Origin of the sequence: Caldalkalibacillus salinus, assembly GCF_016745835.1 — a bacterium.
Taxonomy (GTDB): domain Bacteria; phylum Bacillota; class Bacilli; order Caldalkalibacillales; family JCM-10596; genus Caldalkalibacillus_A; species Caldalkalibacillus_A salinus.
The window spans coordinates 25525-41526 of sequence record NZ_JAERVL010000013.1; the positions used below are offsets into that span (position 1 = coordinate 25525).

A 16002-nucleotide genomic window follows, 5' to 3' on the forward strand; every position below is an offset into this window, starting at 1 on the left:
GAGGTTAAGACTGATGTAACCCACATTCGGTCTTCGTTTGTCCTGACCAACGACCGGCTCGACTATCCTGTCCTTCCCTTACAGCGAAGGTACAGGGCTCACAGCCAATACTTGGATATCCCTGATCATGTAAAGGGTTATACGGCAATTTGTGCCTCATGATGTAAGTCCAGACGTCTGACCACGTCCAGTGGATCAGTGGACACACTTTGATAGATTTAAATTTATGATCTAAGTTAATGAACTGAGTATGGGCCCGTGTATGCGATTGTTCACGACGTAGACCGGATAACCACGCTTTCGCAGGAGATAGCGCCCGCTTAAGAGGCTCTATTTTACGCAACGCACAACAGAGATCGGGGCTCTTTTTCCACAGTTGATCTCCATGTTGCTCCGCTTGCTGCTGTATTGTCAGTTCTGGCTCAGTCATGATGATCTGTAATTCGGGAAAACGTTGCTTGACCTCATCGATCAACTCATACGTTTCTTTGAAATGCAGGTGCGTATCTAAAAACACCACTTTAGCTTTGGGCTGAACTTGGGCAATATGGTGTAGAAGAACGATCCCCTCCGCTCCAAAACTACAAGCGTAAACGAGTTCTTCCCTATACGTGTCATAAGCCCACTCAATGACACCAAGCGTATCCGTATTGTCTAACACTTCATTCATTTGATCTAAATCTGTTTGATTGATCTGGTCGTAGATCAACGGTTTATGGTTCATCCGTTTCATTTTGGACTTCCCCCTTCTTCTGATGCTGTATGTTCCCCCTGATCGCCATTTTTACCAGGAGGACTATTCCTACAAAGGCCAAAATCGTACACATGCATAAGAGAACGGCATTGGTGTAATCGGACATCATGAATACACGCACTAAACTATAGGCCACCACTAGAGATATAATAGGGGAGGCGATCCACACCTTTATAATCCTTTGCACGATCTGTTTGTGCCACACTTGCATGCCTGTATCAGCCATACCGATACCCACAATCGCTGACGTTGTGACTTGGGTTAAAGGGACCGGTATGCCAAACAATGAGGCCAACAAGACTAAAATCCCTCCCGTTCCAGATACGGCACTACCTTGTAATAACGTCAGTGAGGTGATTTTTTTGCCGTTTGTTTCTAGCACCTTACCTCCTAAAAGAACGGCCCCGAGTGCCATAAATAGCGCCCCTAACCATGTCCCGTTTTCTTCACTTACGAGTCCTGCCCCGATAATCGGACCGATGGCATTGGCTACATTGTTCATCCCTGCTGCGAAAGCTTCAATACAGCCCGTTAATAATAGCAGGATAATCAGGGGGCGGCGCCATTTTCCATTTTTAGCTTCTAAATGAGGCCATCTTTTGTCGATCCAAGACAAACCTTTACCTAAGACAAACGCAATCATGAGCGCCGTAAGAGGGATAGCGAACCAAAAAAGGACAATAAAAAGCGTATGCTCTATGAAAAGTGATTGAAAAGCGATGCCCACACCCACTAATGCACCAACAGTGACCTCACTCGTTGATAAGGGAATACCGAGTATATTAGCCATAAAGAGCGTTAAACAGGAAGAAATTAGTATGATTAGGACCACTTCAACTGTGAGAATGTGAGAAGGCAGTATATTCTCTCCGATGGTCTGAATCACCTTATCACTACCCAACATGGCACCGCCAAAAGCCATTACGGCAACCAGACATAGTGCAAACCTTCGGCTACGAACAGCACCACCGCCATAAGCAGGACCCATTGTAGCAGCAGCGCCACTTGCACCAATATTAAGAGCAAAAAGTAACGCGATTATAATGGTTAGTTCAGTTAATATCATGATTGAAACACCCTTCACCTTGCTTACCACCTGTACCTGTCCTTACAGGTACCTGTCTTTGTCGGTAACCCAAAAGCAAACAAAAAGAGGCCCCCTAGTTTCTCTTGTTTATAGAGAAACCAGGAAGCCTCCGGTTGTCCGGTCAGCAAGTTATCCAGTCTAATTTATGTGTCTATGTTTATGTGTTGGCGTGGTTGTAATTATGTGTGTTGGGTTTTAGTGCTAAGTGGTGCTACCAGGGGAGATATCATGCTCCCATGCTATTCGATGCACTCTCACTATGTCCTTGGTCGTTATTATATACCTAGTATTCCTAGTCGTCAACTAGTATTTAAATGAAACCTGAATACTTCAAATGATTGAAATGTTTTGAATCGATTGAGCGTAGAAGATTATACTGATGCTGTCTGAGACTTTTGAGTTGTTTGGACCGTACGTTTACGGCTTTTGTACCAAATGATACTAAATAAAACTAAGGTTAAAACGAGGCTGGAATGAAAGATGACATGAACGGTGTTAGGCACAATGCCATTCATGTATGGTAGAAACGCATGCGTGTTGCCAAACATGGTATTGTATCGATCGACAAAGGCGGCGTCCCCCGTCCCGAATAAGTAGGGTACCCACCAAGCCATAATAGCACCTATGAGCACTGAGGTGTAAGAGATAAAGATGAACAAGCTCGCTACGAGAGGGTATTTTTTACCCATATAGATGAGTGTTAAGGTCACCCCTATCAATGGCCATATACTATTTAATACCGTCCCTCGAATCATTTCTCCTGTACTATTCTCAGCTTTTACTGCTTGCACGTCGTTCAATGAACCTATAGGTATCCAATCGTGAAACAAACAAAACATGAGAATGAGGCCTTGTACACTTAAAAATACGTACTCCATACGCGTGACTTCTCGCTTCATGACATACTCCTCTCTACTTAAACAATATTTGTAATTGATATACGCTTATACTATAATATACCATTTCTAGTTTAGCAACAGCATACTGTCTTTAAAAAACTAAAAAAACTGTTCTACGTCAAATGTTGGGTAGGGAAAGAAGACCTGAATAAAGGCGGCAGATAAACCCTTCAGCACATCCCTTCATCCCCCATGTCTGAATTCATATAGCAGTTTCATAGGTGTATTGTAGAGCTTAAAAAAGTGGAAGACCTCATCTTCCACTTAAGTACTGCTGCTATTGACTTAGTCATCCTATGTGGCTTAGTCATCCTATGTGGCTTAGTCATCCTATGTCACCCATTGGTTGGCATCGTTAGAAATTTTGGCTAGTATGTAATGCTTAACATAATCGCTGAGTAGCTGGTGATCACAAACAACACGCTAGCACTTAAAGACACTAAGGATGAATAGTCGCGTTTGAATGAGACAACGGAACTTACGAGTAGCGCAATCGCTATAACAAATAGTAAGATACTTGTCACATTAAAACCAAATGTCAGTGGTATATCGGACTGTACAACGCCCTGGTGAAAAAGAGTGAACAGCGGTGAAGGCCCCTCATGTGACAAAACACTATGAATATCGTGAGGTGGCGCTTGCTGACTTAGAGCCGCCGTTGCTGTCAATATCAAGATAATAATAATGCTTTCTGCCCTCATCCAAGGATACGGGTTTGTGATAGATTTGCTCGACAATCTTCTTTTCATTAGAAAGCCATTAATGAAAGCAAACGCGAATAAAGGTATAATGAGTAAATGTTTAATTAACAAAGATTGTCCGTAAGAAATGGCCCAGGTACTAGGATAGGCCTCAAAACTATTAACGACTTTCATCAGTCCAAATCCGGCGGCTACGATGAGAACGACACAAACCGTCGCAACGGGATGGTACCATGTTAGAAAGGAACGAAAGTGTTTGGCCTCTTGGCCCCACCATCCTATCACGAGCATGATGCCCACCCATACAGTGACGCAGACAAAATGAACGGTTTGAGAAATGAAACCTATGCTTTTAGATATAGACGCCGCATGACTCGTCCAGCAAATTAATATAACAAGTAATAAAATAAACATCATCGCAATGATGGAAATTGATTTGCCTTGTGGATGATAAAACACGCCTTTTTTCTTTTCATGAATAAGTGATATAAATCCTAAAATGATACATATTAGAGTGATTAAAATCCACACTTGACCTACACTCGATACAAACGTCACAGACAGAAGCGCATCGGTCCACCCAACTCTATCTTTAAGGTATAAAATAATGTCTAACGCAGGAAAATACGAAAACACTGTTATAGCGATTAAAGACGTCATCAGCACCGACGTTGGCATATAAACTCTTGGTTTTTTATCTATGGGGATTAATTGTAAAATAAAATGTCCCAGAAGGATACATATCGAAACATAAAGCAATGTCTGGCCCAATGTATAGATCATCTAACCGTTACTCCTCCTACTCACATACCAAAAACTAGATCCACCTAACAAAACGATGATAGACATCATCGTTATAAAAGGAAAGGACTGTTCTTGGTGTGCATGAGAGGAAGCATTCTGAGACAATGTTTTAGTGTCTGTACTGTCCGATTCTAGTGATTCAGCATGCTTTTCCTCATCTATCTCTGTTCCGTCCTGCTCTTCGGATCTTGTATGCTCCACTGATGTAGATCGATTCTCCCCCTGTGCTTCCCCATTGGCTTCCTGTTCAGGACGAGGTTGATCAGCATGAACATCGAAAGAAAAGCTTCCTTGGATCAGATGGCCGTCAGCTCCGATAATATCCCAGTTTACAGTGTATGTACCCGTCGTTAACCGTTCTGTCATCGTGCCACTCATCACGTTCTTTTCTATGTTGGTTGAAGATGTCTGATAGACCTCTCCTGCTTCATCCACGACTTCAAAAGTACTTTGTGGCTCTACTTTCGTATCAAAATATAATATTATTTCTTTTACAGGTTGTCCTACGTCTGCCCCTGCCTGTGGATTGGAATCATTAAGATATGTATGGGCTTGAGTTGTAGTTGGGAAAAATAAAAGTAGGCTTGCAGCCATGATTAATATCCTTTTCATCAAAGTCCCGCCTTTCAAGTCCTTAAAGTCCTTACCGTTTCTGTATAGGGATTATGGCAACTCTTTTGCCTCTCAACTCTGCTTTTTCTCAACTAAGCCTCTTCCTAGCATAAACGCTGAATTTTTTGTCGATTCTTAATTTAAGGATAAATCTTTTGTCAATCATTGTCGAGAACCATATTTTAACCATCAATATTCAATGTTTCCATATTTTTATATTTTTTATGTGAATAATGCCCCAACAATACGATGATCAAAATGGGCGGAAAAAAGAATCGTGGTTTTAACCATATCATTGAGCATGAAACACCAAAAAGAGTAGCAAGCCCTTACCGCCTACTACTCTTCAAAGTTAAATGACTTTGTTTAGCTCAGATGGCCTGTTTTTTTCAAGTCTTTACTTCGGATCATTTTTATTCTTTTAACGTACTAATCGCTTTTGCTATGGTCACTGTACGTTTCGCTTGGTGTTTAACCGCTTCCTCAACATCTTCTTGCATATGACCATCTTGGTCTACAGTGACACTCGTACCGTATGGGTTTCCACCTGAAGTGAACGCCACAGGATCAGTATAAGCAGGCGACGCAATAATGGCGCCCCAATGGTGCATCGTTGTGTAGAGATTTAAGATGGTGGCCTCTTGTCCTCCATGTGGATTATTTGCTGAGGCCATTGCACTGACAACTTTGTTCACTAGTTTACCGTTAAACCACAGTCCTCCCGTTGTATCGAGGAACTGTTTCATCTGAGCGGGTACGTTACCAAAACGTGTTGGCACACTGAAGATAATAGCGTCAGCGTTTTCTAGGTCATCTAAGGTGACTTCAGGTACGTCTTGAGTGGCTTCGATATGCGCTTTCCATGCTGGATTGGACTCAATCGCATCTTTAGGGGCAAGCTCAGGTACTTTTAAAATTTTCACATCTGCACCTGCAGCCTTACCTCCTTCTGCTGCCCATTGTGCTAATTGGTAGTTTGTCCCTGTTGAACTATAATAAATAATCGCTAACTTAATGTCTGCCATCGTATCATTCTCCTTTGTGTTTTTTCCAAATAACTTATCTAAGAATCCCATGTCAGTCACCTCTACTCATATTTCTGCCCACGCTGAGATCGTATGTTATACCACCTCCAAGAACAACTGGATACACGTCAACGACTGTTTGTCCATATTTATTGGTTACCCAATTAGAGGGTAATTTATTCTTAAAAGCCAACATAGCGCTTGACTATGTTGATTTTTTAAGCAAAGTTTTAAACAAAACAAATAACTAATATATCGTCTAGTTCATTTAAAAAGTAAGCACCTTACCTGTAGGTATGAGAACATAAGCAGCATTCTAGAAGGTTAGTAACGGGCTTGATACCAGGCCGCTGCCGCTTGTACTTCGGTCTGGGTTAAGCTATGCCCCTGTTGTTCCCAATGGAGTTCAACCTCGGCGCCAGCTTCTTGTAAAGTATCTTTAAGCTCCATAGACTCTTCAGGGGAACAAATGGGGTCGTTCTTCCCTGCTCCGATAAAGACAGGCGTAGCTGATAAGTCGGGTAACGTCACTCCTCTTCTTGGTACCATAGGGTGGTGTAGGATGGCCCCCTTCAATGCGTTTTCATAATGATAAAGGAGGCTACCGGCTATGTTAGCACCATTAGAGTACCCCACAGCCAGTACATTTTGACGATCAAATCCGTACTGCTGCGCAGATTCGTCTAGAAATTGATTCAATTCTTTTGTACGAAAAATTAGATCATCCTCATCAAATACGCCTTCAGCTAAACGGCGAAAAAATCTGGGCATGCCGTTTTCGGACACGTTCCCTCGAACACTTAACACGGAGGCTGTGTCATCGATCATGGCCGCGAGAGGGAGTAAGTCTCTTTCATTACCGCCTGTGCCATGGAGTAATAACAGTACGGGCTTCGTTTCATCTGATCCTTTTTGAAAAATATGTTCCATCATGATTCTCTCCTTTATCGTCTGATAAGTGTATGGCGTGCGTCTAGGGTTTGGTTAATGTCATACCCTCGCATAGCTATCATGCTCTTGTGCCAGAAGACATGTGAACAGCGGTTTAACGGGCATCCTGATCTTGTTCAGGTACAGTGATCGGTTGAAGATGGTCCTCAATCTTCTCTCTCTGTGTTTCATACCATTCTGGTAGCTTAAGTGAGTGCCCAAGCTCATCGTAAGTTTCATCTACTTCAAATCCGGGTGGGTCGGTGGCTATTTCAAATAGGATTTGACCATGCTCCCGGAAGTAGATGGAGTTAAAATACTGTCTCGGTTGCACCGGAGTGACGTGATAACCCTGGTCTTGTATGAGTTGTCTCCACTCTAACTGCTCTCCATCATCTTTCGTTCGCCAGGCGATATGATGAACCGTACCAACCCCAGTCACTCCTCTCTGTCTAGTTGTAAGACTCATGTCGATGATGCTACCGATGTCGCCCGGGGCTTTAAACCGAAGGAGGTCATTTTCCGCTCCCCATTTTTCCAGGCCCAGTATATTAGTGAGAAGGCTTTCCGTATACTGTGGGTGGTGAGACCATAACGTTGCGCCAGCAAAGCCTTTAATGGCCACTTCGGGGGTAATTTCACCAATTGCCCACTGACTTAAGTCACCTTGATTATTTTCAACCAAGGATAGCTTTAGTCCATGAGGGTCTTCAAAGTGGATCGACTTCTCTCCGAAACGTTCAAGGTGATTATAGGGTACCTTAAAGTGGGCTAGCCTTTCCTCCCAGAACGCTAAACTGCCTTGTGGTACAGCAAAAGCGGTCGTTCCCACTTGCCCGCTCCCCACTCTGCCACGTCTCCCATTAGGCCAAGGAAAGAAAGTCATAATCGTGCCCGGACTGCCACTATCATTACCAAAATACAAATGGTACGTCCCGGGATCATCAAAATTCACGGTACGCTTAACTAGACGTAACCCTAGTAGGCCGGCGTAAAAATCGACATTCTCTTGAGGGTGGCCTACAATTGCAGAAATGTGATGAATGCCCATCGTTTGTTTCGCCATATATCCCGCTCCTCTTCGTTGTATTATTTTTTTTAGCGTATCCAACCACGTGAATGATCAAACCAACTACCCTAATATCATATATCTTTATTTCGAGATATTTTTTTTATAAAAAATGATGACCGAGACCATCACGAATCATCATTTAAAGCCCTTAAACCATAAAACCCTTTACTATAAAACCCTTTCATCTGGCGTCATACTTGACGCATTCAGTCTTCGGATTTAGGACTGCTCAGGTTGCTTTTTATCTATCAATTATATAGTTTATAGGTTTGGCAAGATTAGGCATCAATGTCTTTGACGAATAACCCTAGCTTTTTCAATTTATCAATCATTGTTGCTTTCTCGTCATTATCTAACACACTAAACATCTCTTCTAAAGCCTCACGATGTCTGGGAAAGATATCATCCATAAGCGTTTTACCATTGGTCGTAATCGCAGCATACGTCACTCTGCGATCCTTAGGGCAGGATCGACGCTCAAGGTACCCTTTTTGTTCTAATCGATCAACGACATAAGTGATGCTGCCACTTGCTAGAAGAACCCTCTTTCCTATTTGCTGAATCGGTTGATCCCCTTTATGGTATAGCAACTCGAGGACTTGAAACTCAGTTGGATTCAAACCATGACTTCTCATATCCGATTCAACGCGGTCCGCTATTTCTCGTGCTGCCTTGTTCAAGACAACGAATAACTTGAGTGCGAGATCATTTTCATTATTCTTTTGTGTATTCATCAATGTCACACCTTTAATATATCAACAACATTTTTTCGCATTTATCTCGAATTCAAGATAAATATACTTTATTCTGATTCCAATGTCAAATGATAATCTGAAGCTTTATCTCAAACTTGATGAATTCACCTTTAGTATATAGACACATGTTTATATTTAATGGTTGCAAAAATCGAGTAGGAGGGGAAATAACCCCCGTCCTCTCACACCACCGTGCGTACGGTTCCGTACACGGCGGTTCAATAGTTTGAGTGTGCTTTCTCGAGGAGTTGGTTCAGGTCTTTCAGACCAACTCTCTCGAGAATTTCATTTTTAATGGCTCGATGTAGAATAAAGCTGCAGGCGATATGCCAGTGCCCTTTGCGTGTGTTGGCCCATTCCCAAGCTTTTTGTTTTGGTATTTTAAGTTTCATTAGACTTTTATATCTTGTTTTGACTTTCTTCCAGCGTTTCCATATGATTTGTCTAATTCTCCTTCTTAACCATTGGTTAAGCGAGCGAATATAGTTCTTCATATAGCTAATGCCATAATAGTTAATCCATCCAGTCGTTACTTCATTTATTTCTTTGATGATAAGCCGGATGTTGCCATAACGGTTACGCTTTGTGAGTTGTCTAAGCTTCTTTTCTAATTTCTTTTTAGATTTGTTATGTGGACGAAAGCCTACACCATCCTTTGTAACGTGTAGGCAAAAGCCTAGAAACTTACGTTTCAACGGGCTTCCAACTTCACTTTTCTGACGGTTCACAACGAGTTTCAGACTATTTTCCAAGAAGTTGGTTATGCTTTCCATCACTCGGTACCCTGCTTTTCTCGATTTCACATAGATATTACAGTCATCGGCATATCGTATGAATCGATGTCCGCGTTTCTCCAATTCCTTATCCAGTTGATCAAGATAGATGATGCTCAATATCGGAGAGAGGTTTCCACCTTGAGGGCAACCAACCTCAGTTGAGTAGACTTTGCCATCTATTGAAACCCCACTTCTGAGAAATTTCCGAATGAGTCGAAGAACTATTGGGTCTTTGATATGTTCTTCAACATGGTACATAAGCTTGTCGTGGTTTACCGTATCAAAATATTGTTTCATATCAATATCAACTACGGTTCGATAACCTTTCTCATAATATTCTTTTGCTTTTCTCATTGCGTCATGCGCACTTCGTTTTGGTCTGAATCCGAAGCTCGAATCAGAGAAAGTTGGGTCAACCACCTTCTCTATGACTTGGTGAATGGCTTGTTGTACGAATCGGTCTGTTGCAGTTGGGATTCCTAGTTTTCTTTTTGACCCATCTTCTTTATCGATTTCCACGCGTTTAACAGGTTGAGGCTCATATGAGCCGTCTTTGATTTGAGATATAATGGATTTCTTGTTTTGTACTAGATGTCCATAAAGTTCTTCCACTTCCATCTCATCAATACCTGCAGAGCCTTTATTAGCCTTTACTCTCTTGTAAGCGAGATTCAAGTTGTCATGGCTAACAATTTTGTTTATAAGGTTGTACACACCATCTTTTCTTTCACCTTCACCGCGAGAAATACTACACACTCTCCCATTATCTTCGGATTCCATCCTATTCTCCTGAGAGTAGTCGTCCTTGAACGTTGTCTGTGATTTTTGCATTTCTCACACCTCCGATGTTTCCAAGATTACTATTGTTCAGCCCTTCATCCTTTAGGATTACTATGGCTTCTGCTGACTTCTTACAATTCATCAAGACATCCTTGCCTTGATTGTTCCTGTGGGAAATTCCTTCCCTCTTGTCGGGAACCCTTGTAAGACCTCCCCGGGTAAGAACTATAACCTTCCTCCCACGTAACTGCTGTATTTACTGTATGGAACTCGGGCAGTATTGGACTTTGTTTTGTAGTGCAAACTCGTCCGTTCCATTTCAGCCTTATATACAGTTCCTGTTCGTCAGTCCGGGAGTTTGCCTCCGGCTTCCTTCAGATTCCACCTCACGGTGGACACCCTTGCCTTTGGCTAACAGTTCCTACTGCCAAGCCTGTAGTGGACTTTCACCACCAAGTTATAATCCATGCCGGGCACACACTTAAAAAAAGCTTGGCACAAGGCCAAGCTTTAAGTCATACAAGTGTTCATATTTGAACGCCTGTGCAATGCTCATGTTAGAACTACATTTTTTAATGTTCTCCACGACGCTCTCTTAACGATTTCATAAACGCTTGTTCATCATCAAAGGCCTCTAATCCTTGTAGATATGAAATAATCTGTGGGAGCTCAGTGTTATCTATTAATCCAATAAACTCCCCAGCCCCTTTACCATACGCATAAAGGGGCACATCTACCCCTGTATGATATCTCGATCCCCAACTGATCATGGCATACTCAGAAAGAACCGGGCCTATAACCTGACCGAGTTGTCCCCAGTCTGAATTGACTATCGTTAGAACATCATCTTCTGTCACGTCGATACCCGAGAGCTCACTCACGATGCTCTGTATTTTAGTGAAGTATCCGTAAGTTGGTGTCTCATCATCCCATTCTACCCCTACGTCCAAGTTAAGCCATTCTGAGAGTTGTGTGAGTGAGACATAACTATTATTGTTAACTAACTGAATTCTCTCGTCATTCGGATGAATCACGATAGTCTGGTTATCCTGATCATGAAGGTCTACACTAATCTCATTTGTCGCAGACTGGTATTTCACTTGTCCTCCCAGCGTATCAATCGTCTCCCGTAGGGGGACGAATACTTCTTCATCTACCAGGATAGCTTTTTCCAAATTCAATACCCATTGAGCATCCGTCTTTAATTTATCTGCTATGGCTGCACTACTTGCTTGAGCCTGTTTTAATGCTTGTATGTTTTCATTGTAGCCCCCTGCTGTTGTACCGATGTTCATCCCGCCAGTTTCGTGGTCACCTACCACTATCACAAGTGTATTCTTGTCTTCTTGAGCAAAATCAAGTGCTTCCTCTACAGCTTGGTCAAAAGCGATTGTATCAGTAATAGCGGCTACAGGGTCATGAGCATGTCCTGCCCAATCAATTTGACTTCCCTCTACCATTAGAAAAAAGCCATGATCATTACGCTGGAGTTGTTCGATGGCGTATGCCGTCATTTCAGCTAAACTTGGAACATGTGGCTCCCGATCAATATCGTACTTAAGATCTGACATGGCAAATAAACCTAACACTTTATCCCCAGTGGTGTTGTTTAACTCATCTGTTGTTGAGACATACTGATACCCCTCAGCTTGATATTCCTTTATCAAATGACGATCTCCTTGTTTTCCACCCTCGTCAGCTGGAAGGAACATGTCTCTTCCCCCGCCTAAGATGACGTCAACCACATTGAGAAACTGGGGAGCTATCTCTTCTTCATTTTGTCTACTCTCTGTGTGAGAGGCAAAGACAGCTGGAGTTGCGTGAGTGATACGCGAAGTGGCCACCAGCCCAGTGGCTTTTTCTTGTGCTTTTGCTGCTTGTAAAATTGTTGGCAGTATCTCACCGTCCGGTGTCATGGACACCACGCCATTATTCGTTTTAACTCCGGTTGCCATTGCTGTTCCAGCAGCTGCCGAATCCGTTACATTCGTATCTGCAGATCCTGTTTTCACCATGCCCTTTAGATAAGGCTCAAATGATAAGTGGTCACCTTTAAAAATTCTTGTAGCCGTGACATAACTCGCGCCCATACCATCCGGTATGAGTAGAATGACATTGTCGACTTTCTTTTGATTTGCTTCAGCAACTGAATGAAACGGTGTGTAGATCAGTAAGATGGCTAAGACAACAACGCATACTTTTGACCAACGTAAATTTTTCATTTGCTCTCCTCCTATTTCTCTATACTACAATTTCAATGTATATTTTAAATATTAAGAGGCTATAACATGTCTATAAATTTTGTGTAAATAAGCACTTAGGGTAGAATGACATCAAAGCTCCATATATTAACCCATAGCATATTCCAGATGCTCCACTTTTTCCAATCTTTTGATGCAAAAAAAGACCTTGCACTTTTCACAAGGTCTGTTGCACTATAACAATAATCTTACTATTCACTAACCCTATTATTGTAGGGATTTCTTTAATCAGTATATTCGTAGACGATACGTTGGATATGACGGGTGTCATCATACCAGAACTGTAGTCGTGTGTTCCGTTCCTTATCGACGTACTCAATATAGGAACCCATCCCCATCTCTTTTGATTCTCGATAATGTTCCCCATAGGGCTCTATAGCCATATCTACTTCGTCCCCAACCTTAATCCCTTGAGATGTTTCATAATCTGGGTCCTCGATGGAAAGATACGAGATCTCATTTTGTTCATTAAGTCCTATTCGCATAGAGGCATACACACGCATTTTCTCAACATTTACGTTGTCCTCCTGCGTGTACTCCCCTAATTGAATTTCCACATCTTCAATCGATTGTCCTAGCATCATTGTTCCAACTTGCTCCCCACCGAGATCCGTGCTTTTTACAAAAACACTCGTTGACGTCCCCCAACCGACAAGGATCATGACGGCTACCAATGGTACTAACAACAGGAACAAAGGTTGTTTCCTTTTTGTTTTTTGGTACATCACGAGACTTAAGATAACCAAAACTGCGCATACTGTTAAAACCAAGATAGTCATACGGCTCCTCCTAGATGTTATTTAATATGTTTAGTGTCGGTGATACAAAGCACTGTGACCAATATGAGTTGAACATGCTGCAGCAGGCCCCTCAATATTACAATGGTCATGGCTATAACATTTTAGCCACCTTAATAAGGCCATATCGCAGTCACTACCGGTGAAATTTCTCACCGCTTTAAACGGATTTTTAGCTTTATCATAGTGCACGTCATCTGAAAGTGGACCATTAAATCGATTGCAGTGGACCCATTCTCCGGGTGAATATTTCTTTCCATAACTTAACGGTGAAATCTCACCATGTTCATCAGATAGATGTACTCTGTCCATGCTATCCATCATCTCATAGAAATCCTCTTCATGTACGAGTATGTATTCTCCTTCGCTGTTACGACTAACACTGTAAGTACCGGCAGGTGTTCGAATGTCTATCGTGTCTGGTGATCCTTCCACTTCAAATAGACCATCATTAACCGGTGTCTGAATTCCATTCACTTCAATCTCGGCCTCTTGCACTTTAGACAACCTGAATATTTGATCCTCTTCTACCGTCCATCCTAGGGATTGTAGTTCATCCATCTCTGAATGAGTGAATGCCTTTTCTGTATCTAGTTCATATTTCAGTTTAATGAACGCTTTCCCTACGCTCTCGTCGTCATGACTTTCGTTACTTACATCCTCCCCATTCGCCGCAATCATACCGGTAAAAACACTTAAGACTAGCATTACAAACAGGACGATACTGACATATTTTTTAAACAATATATCCCCTCCCACTTTAAGATTAAGTCAACCTCCGCATCGTCTACGTTTTTATTTTACATTATTTGGATACAATTTTGAACTAAAACTTTAGGTTTACACAAAAACAGGACTTTAGTCTTATCCACAAAACCAATTTGATTGGCGAAAGTTATAAGACAAGGTGCAGGCAATAATACTTCTTTCTTTTTCGTAGTCCTGTTAACTTAGGGGTATCACTGCACTTGTGACAAACCAGGTATAGGAAGGCTTCAATCTCTCATTGTGACGAGAGACTACGCCTTACTTATAGCTGGTTTTTTAATGATGGCTTTTCATATAGCCCGCACAACACATAACAGCTCGTAAAAACACACCCATGACAGATCGTTTCTAAAATCGTTTCTACGGTAACGTTGGCTGGAGGCAAGCCCAATAAAAATAAGGATGGTGCTATAGCCCATCCTTCCAGATGATACATCCTGTACTTAAACACTTATAGACTATTCGTTTATAAGACTCTGGCCCAACTTTAGAGCAGAGGCGATACGCCGTGATGTTTGATACACGTACTGTTGGGCATTGGCCATCGCTTCATCTATGGATATCACGCCAGGTACGATACTAAACAGTTTGTCCATACCATACTGAGCAAAGTGATTGTCATTTCCTTCAGTCTGTATTGTACCGGCTATACATATGACTGGAACACCATGTCTCTGAGCGAGTTGAGCGACACCAACCGGGACTTTCCCATGTAAAGATTGTTGATCTATTCTTCCTTCTCCTGTTATAACAAGCGAGGCATCCTTAACATAAGATTCGAGCCGTGTAATAGATACCATCAGATCAATCCCGCTTCGGAGTTCTGCTCCGAGAAAGGCAACAAGTGCTGCGCCAATCCCCCCTGCTGCACCCGCTCCTTTCATGTTAAGAACATCAATCCCGAGTTGATCTTTTATCGTCTGTCCGTAATGAGCCAAATTATGATCTAGTATTTTGACCATGTCTTCCGATGCGCCTTTTTGTGGACCGTAGACATACGAAGCTCCACGAGGGCCTATGAGAGGATTATCGACGTCGCAAGCGACCTCTATTTTGACCTCACTTAATCTCGTATCACACTCACTCGTATCAATCTTATATAGTTGATGTAGTTGACCACCACCATCACCGATCTGTTGTCCGTTATAGTCTAATAACTTATAGCCTAGTGCCTGGAGCATGCCTGCTCCCCCATCGTTAGTCGCGCTTCCACCGATGCCCATGATGATGCGTTGAACCCCATCATCTAAAGCTGCTTTGATTAACTCACCCGTTCCCCACGTTGTCGCGTCTAGAGGACGGCGCTGTGTAGGAGCCACTAAGGGCAACCCGGAGGCAGCTGACATTTCTATCACGGCTGTACGACCGTTTTGAATTAATCCGTAGCTTGCCTTAACTGTGTCCCCCAATGGTCCCCTGACGGAAGCTTCCTTTAAGTCACCATCACAAGCACGGACGAGGGCGTGAACAGTCCCTTCTCCACCATCAGCCATAGGAATCTTAACATATTCACTTGACGGAAATATCTCTTTAAAGCCTTCTTCTATAGCGTTGGCGACTGCATGTGCAGTTTTCTTTGAAAGAGTCCGGCGCGATAATGATTTTCATCCATTGACCTCCTGTATCTAAAACTTGAATTTTCTTTCTTCTTAAAGCTATATACATAAAGGCCCCGTGCATTATATAATGATAAAAATATAAAAGGGGATGTCGGTTATGAGAAAACATTTGATTCTCGTCATCATCCTAACACTTCTAACGAGTACCCTTTTTCTTACATGGTGATGCTCCAATCTATCAGTCTATCACCTTAACAGAAGGTGAAAATCCCACTACGGATATGGGTGGCGCTGGTGGAGATCATCTGCTGGGCATGATTGTCGCTCTTTTTGTCACTTTTACTTGTTGTCTCACTTATATCTTTTATTTTTATATCCAACTTCACTAGCATTGCATTAATTAAGTTTGAACATTCATAATA

The 16002-nt window shown here is 42.3% G+C and carries 14 protein-coding genes; all 14 read right to left on the reverse strand.

What is annotated here, in order from left to right; all coding sequences use genetic code 11:
- Positions 1-4 precede the first annotated feature (4 nt).
- Complete coding sequence (locus JKM87_RS09500) at positions 5-733, reverse strand: phosphoadenylyl-sulfate reductase (protein ID WP_419761852.1); 729 nt, start codon at positions 731-733, stop codon at positions 5-7.
- Positions 714-1838, reverse strand: a complete 1125-nt coding sequence (locus tag JKM87_RS09505; RefSeq protein ID WP_336885156.1) for an inorganic phosphate transporter — start codon at positions 1836-1838, stop codon at positions 714-716. Before JKM87_RS09505 ends, JKM87_RS09500 begins: the two co-directional genes overlap by 20 nt.
- 374 nt (positions 1839-2212) lie before the next feature.
- Positions 2213-2740 (reverse strand): hypothetical protein, encoded by a 528-nt coding sequence (locus JKM87_RS09510; RefSeq protein WP_202080118.1) that lies wholly within the window; start codon positions 2738-2740, stop codon positions 2213-2215.
- A 368-nt stretch (positions 2741-3108) separates the two neighbouring features.
- Positions 3109-4224, reverse strand: a complete 1116-nt coding sequence (locus JKM87_RS09515) for a copper resistance D family protein (protein WP_202080119.1) — start codon at positions 4222-4224, stop codon at positions 3109-3111.
- Positions 4225-4857, reverse strand: coding sequence for a copper resistance CopC family protein (locus tag JKM87_RS09520; RefSeq protein WP_202080120.1), 633 nt, complete (start codon positions 4855-4857; stop codon positions 4225-4227). It abuts the gene before it with no gap.
- A 413-nt stretch (positions 4858-5270) separates the two neighbouring features.
- A complete protein-coding gene (gene wrbA / locus JKM87_RS09525; RefSeq protein ID WP_236838728.1) occupies positions 5271-5882 on the reverse strand; it encodes an NAD(P)H:quinone oxidoreductase in 612 nt (203 codons plus the stop codon).
- A 324-nt stretch (positions 5883-6206) separates the two neighbouring features.
- The gene (locus JKM87_RS09530) at positions 6207-6812 is read right to left on the reverse strand and encodes an alpha/beta hydrolase (protein ID WP_202080122.1); all 606 of its coding nucleotides are present in this window, start codon (positions 6810-6812) and stop codon (positions 6207-6209) included.
- 115 nt (positions 6813-6927) lie between these two features.
- Entirely contained in the window at positions 6928-7878 is a 951-nt protein-coding gene (locus JKM87_RS09535) for a ring-cleaving dioxygenase (RefSeq protein ID WP_202080123.1), read from the reverse strand.
- Positions 7879-8162: 284 nt separating this feature from the next.
- Positions 8163-8618, reverse strand: coding sequence for a MarR family winged helix-turn-helix transcriptional regulator (locus tag JKM87_RS09540; RefSeq protein WP_202080124.1), 456 nt, complete (start codon positions 8616-8618; stop codon positions 8163-8165).
- 239 nt (positions 8619-8857) lie between these two features.
- Positions 8858-10246 (reverse strand): group II intron reverse transcriptase/maturase, encoded by a 1389-nt coding sequence (gene ltrA / locus JKM87_RS09545; RefSeq protein WP_202080125.1) that lies wholly within the window; start codon positions 10244-10246, stop codon positions 8858-8860.
- 521 nt (positions 10247-10767) lie between these two features.
- The gene (locus JKM87_RS09550) at positions 10768-12417 is read right to left on the reverse strand and encodes an alkaline phosphatase (RefSeq protein WP_202080126.1); all 1650 of its coding nucleotides are present in this window, start codon (positions 12415-12417) and stop codon (positions 10768-10770) included.
- Between the two features lie 263 nt (positions 12418-12680).
- The gene (locus tag JKM87_RS09555) at positions 12681-13235 is read right to left on the reverse strand and encodes a hypothetical protein (RefSeq protein ID WP_202080127.1); all 555 of its coding nucleotides are present in this window, start codon (positions 13233-13235) and stop codon (positions 12681-12683) included.
- Between the two features lie 30 nt (positions 13236-13265).
- Positions 13266-13997, reverse strand: a complete 732-nt coding sequence (locus tag JKM87_RS09560; protein WP_202080128.1) for a hypothetical protein — start codon at positions 13995-13997, stop codon at positions 13266-13268.
- 482 nt (positions 13998-14479) lie between these two features.
- On the reverse strand, positions 14480-15568 hold the full coding sequence (locus JKM87_RS09565) for a glycerate kinase (protein WP_336885158.1): 1089 nt from the start codon (positions 15566-15568) through the stop codon (positions 14480-14482).
- Positions 15569-16002 lie beyond the last annotated feature (434 nt).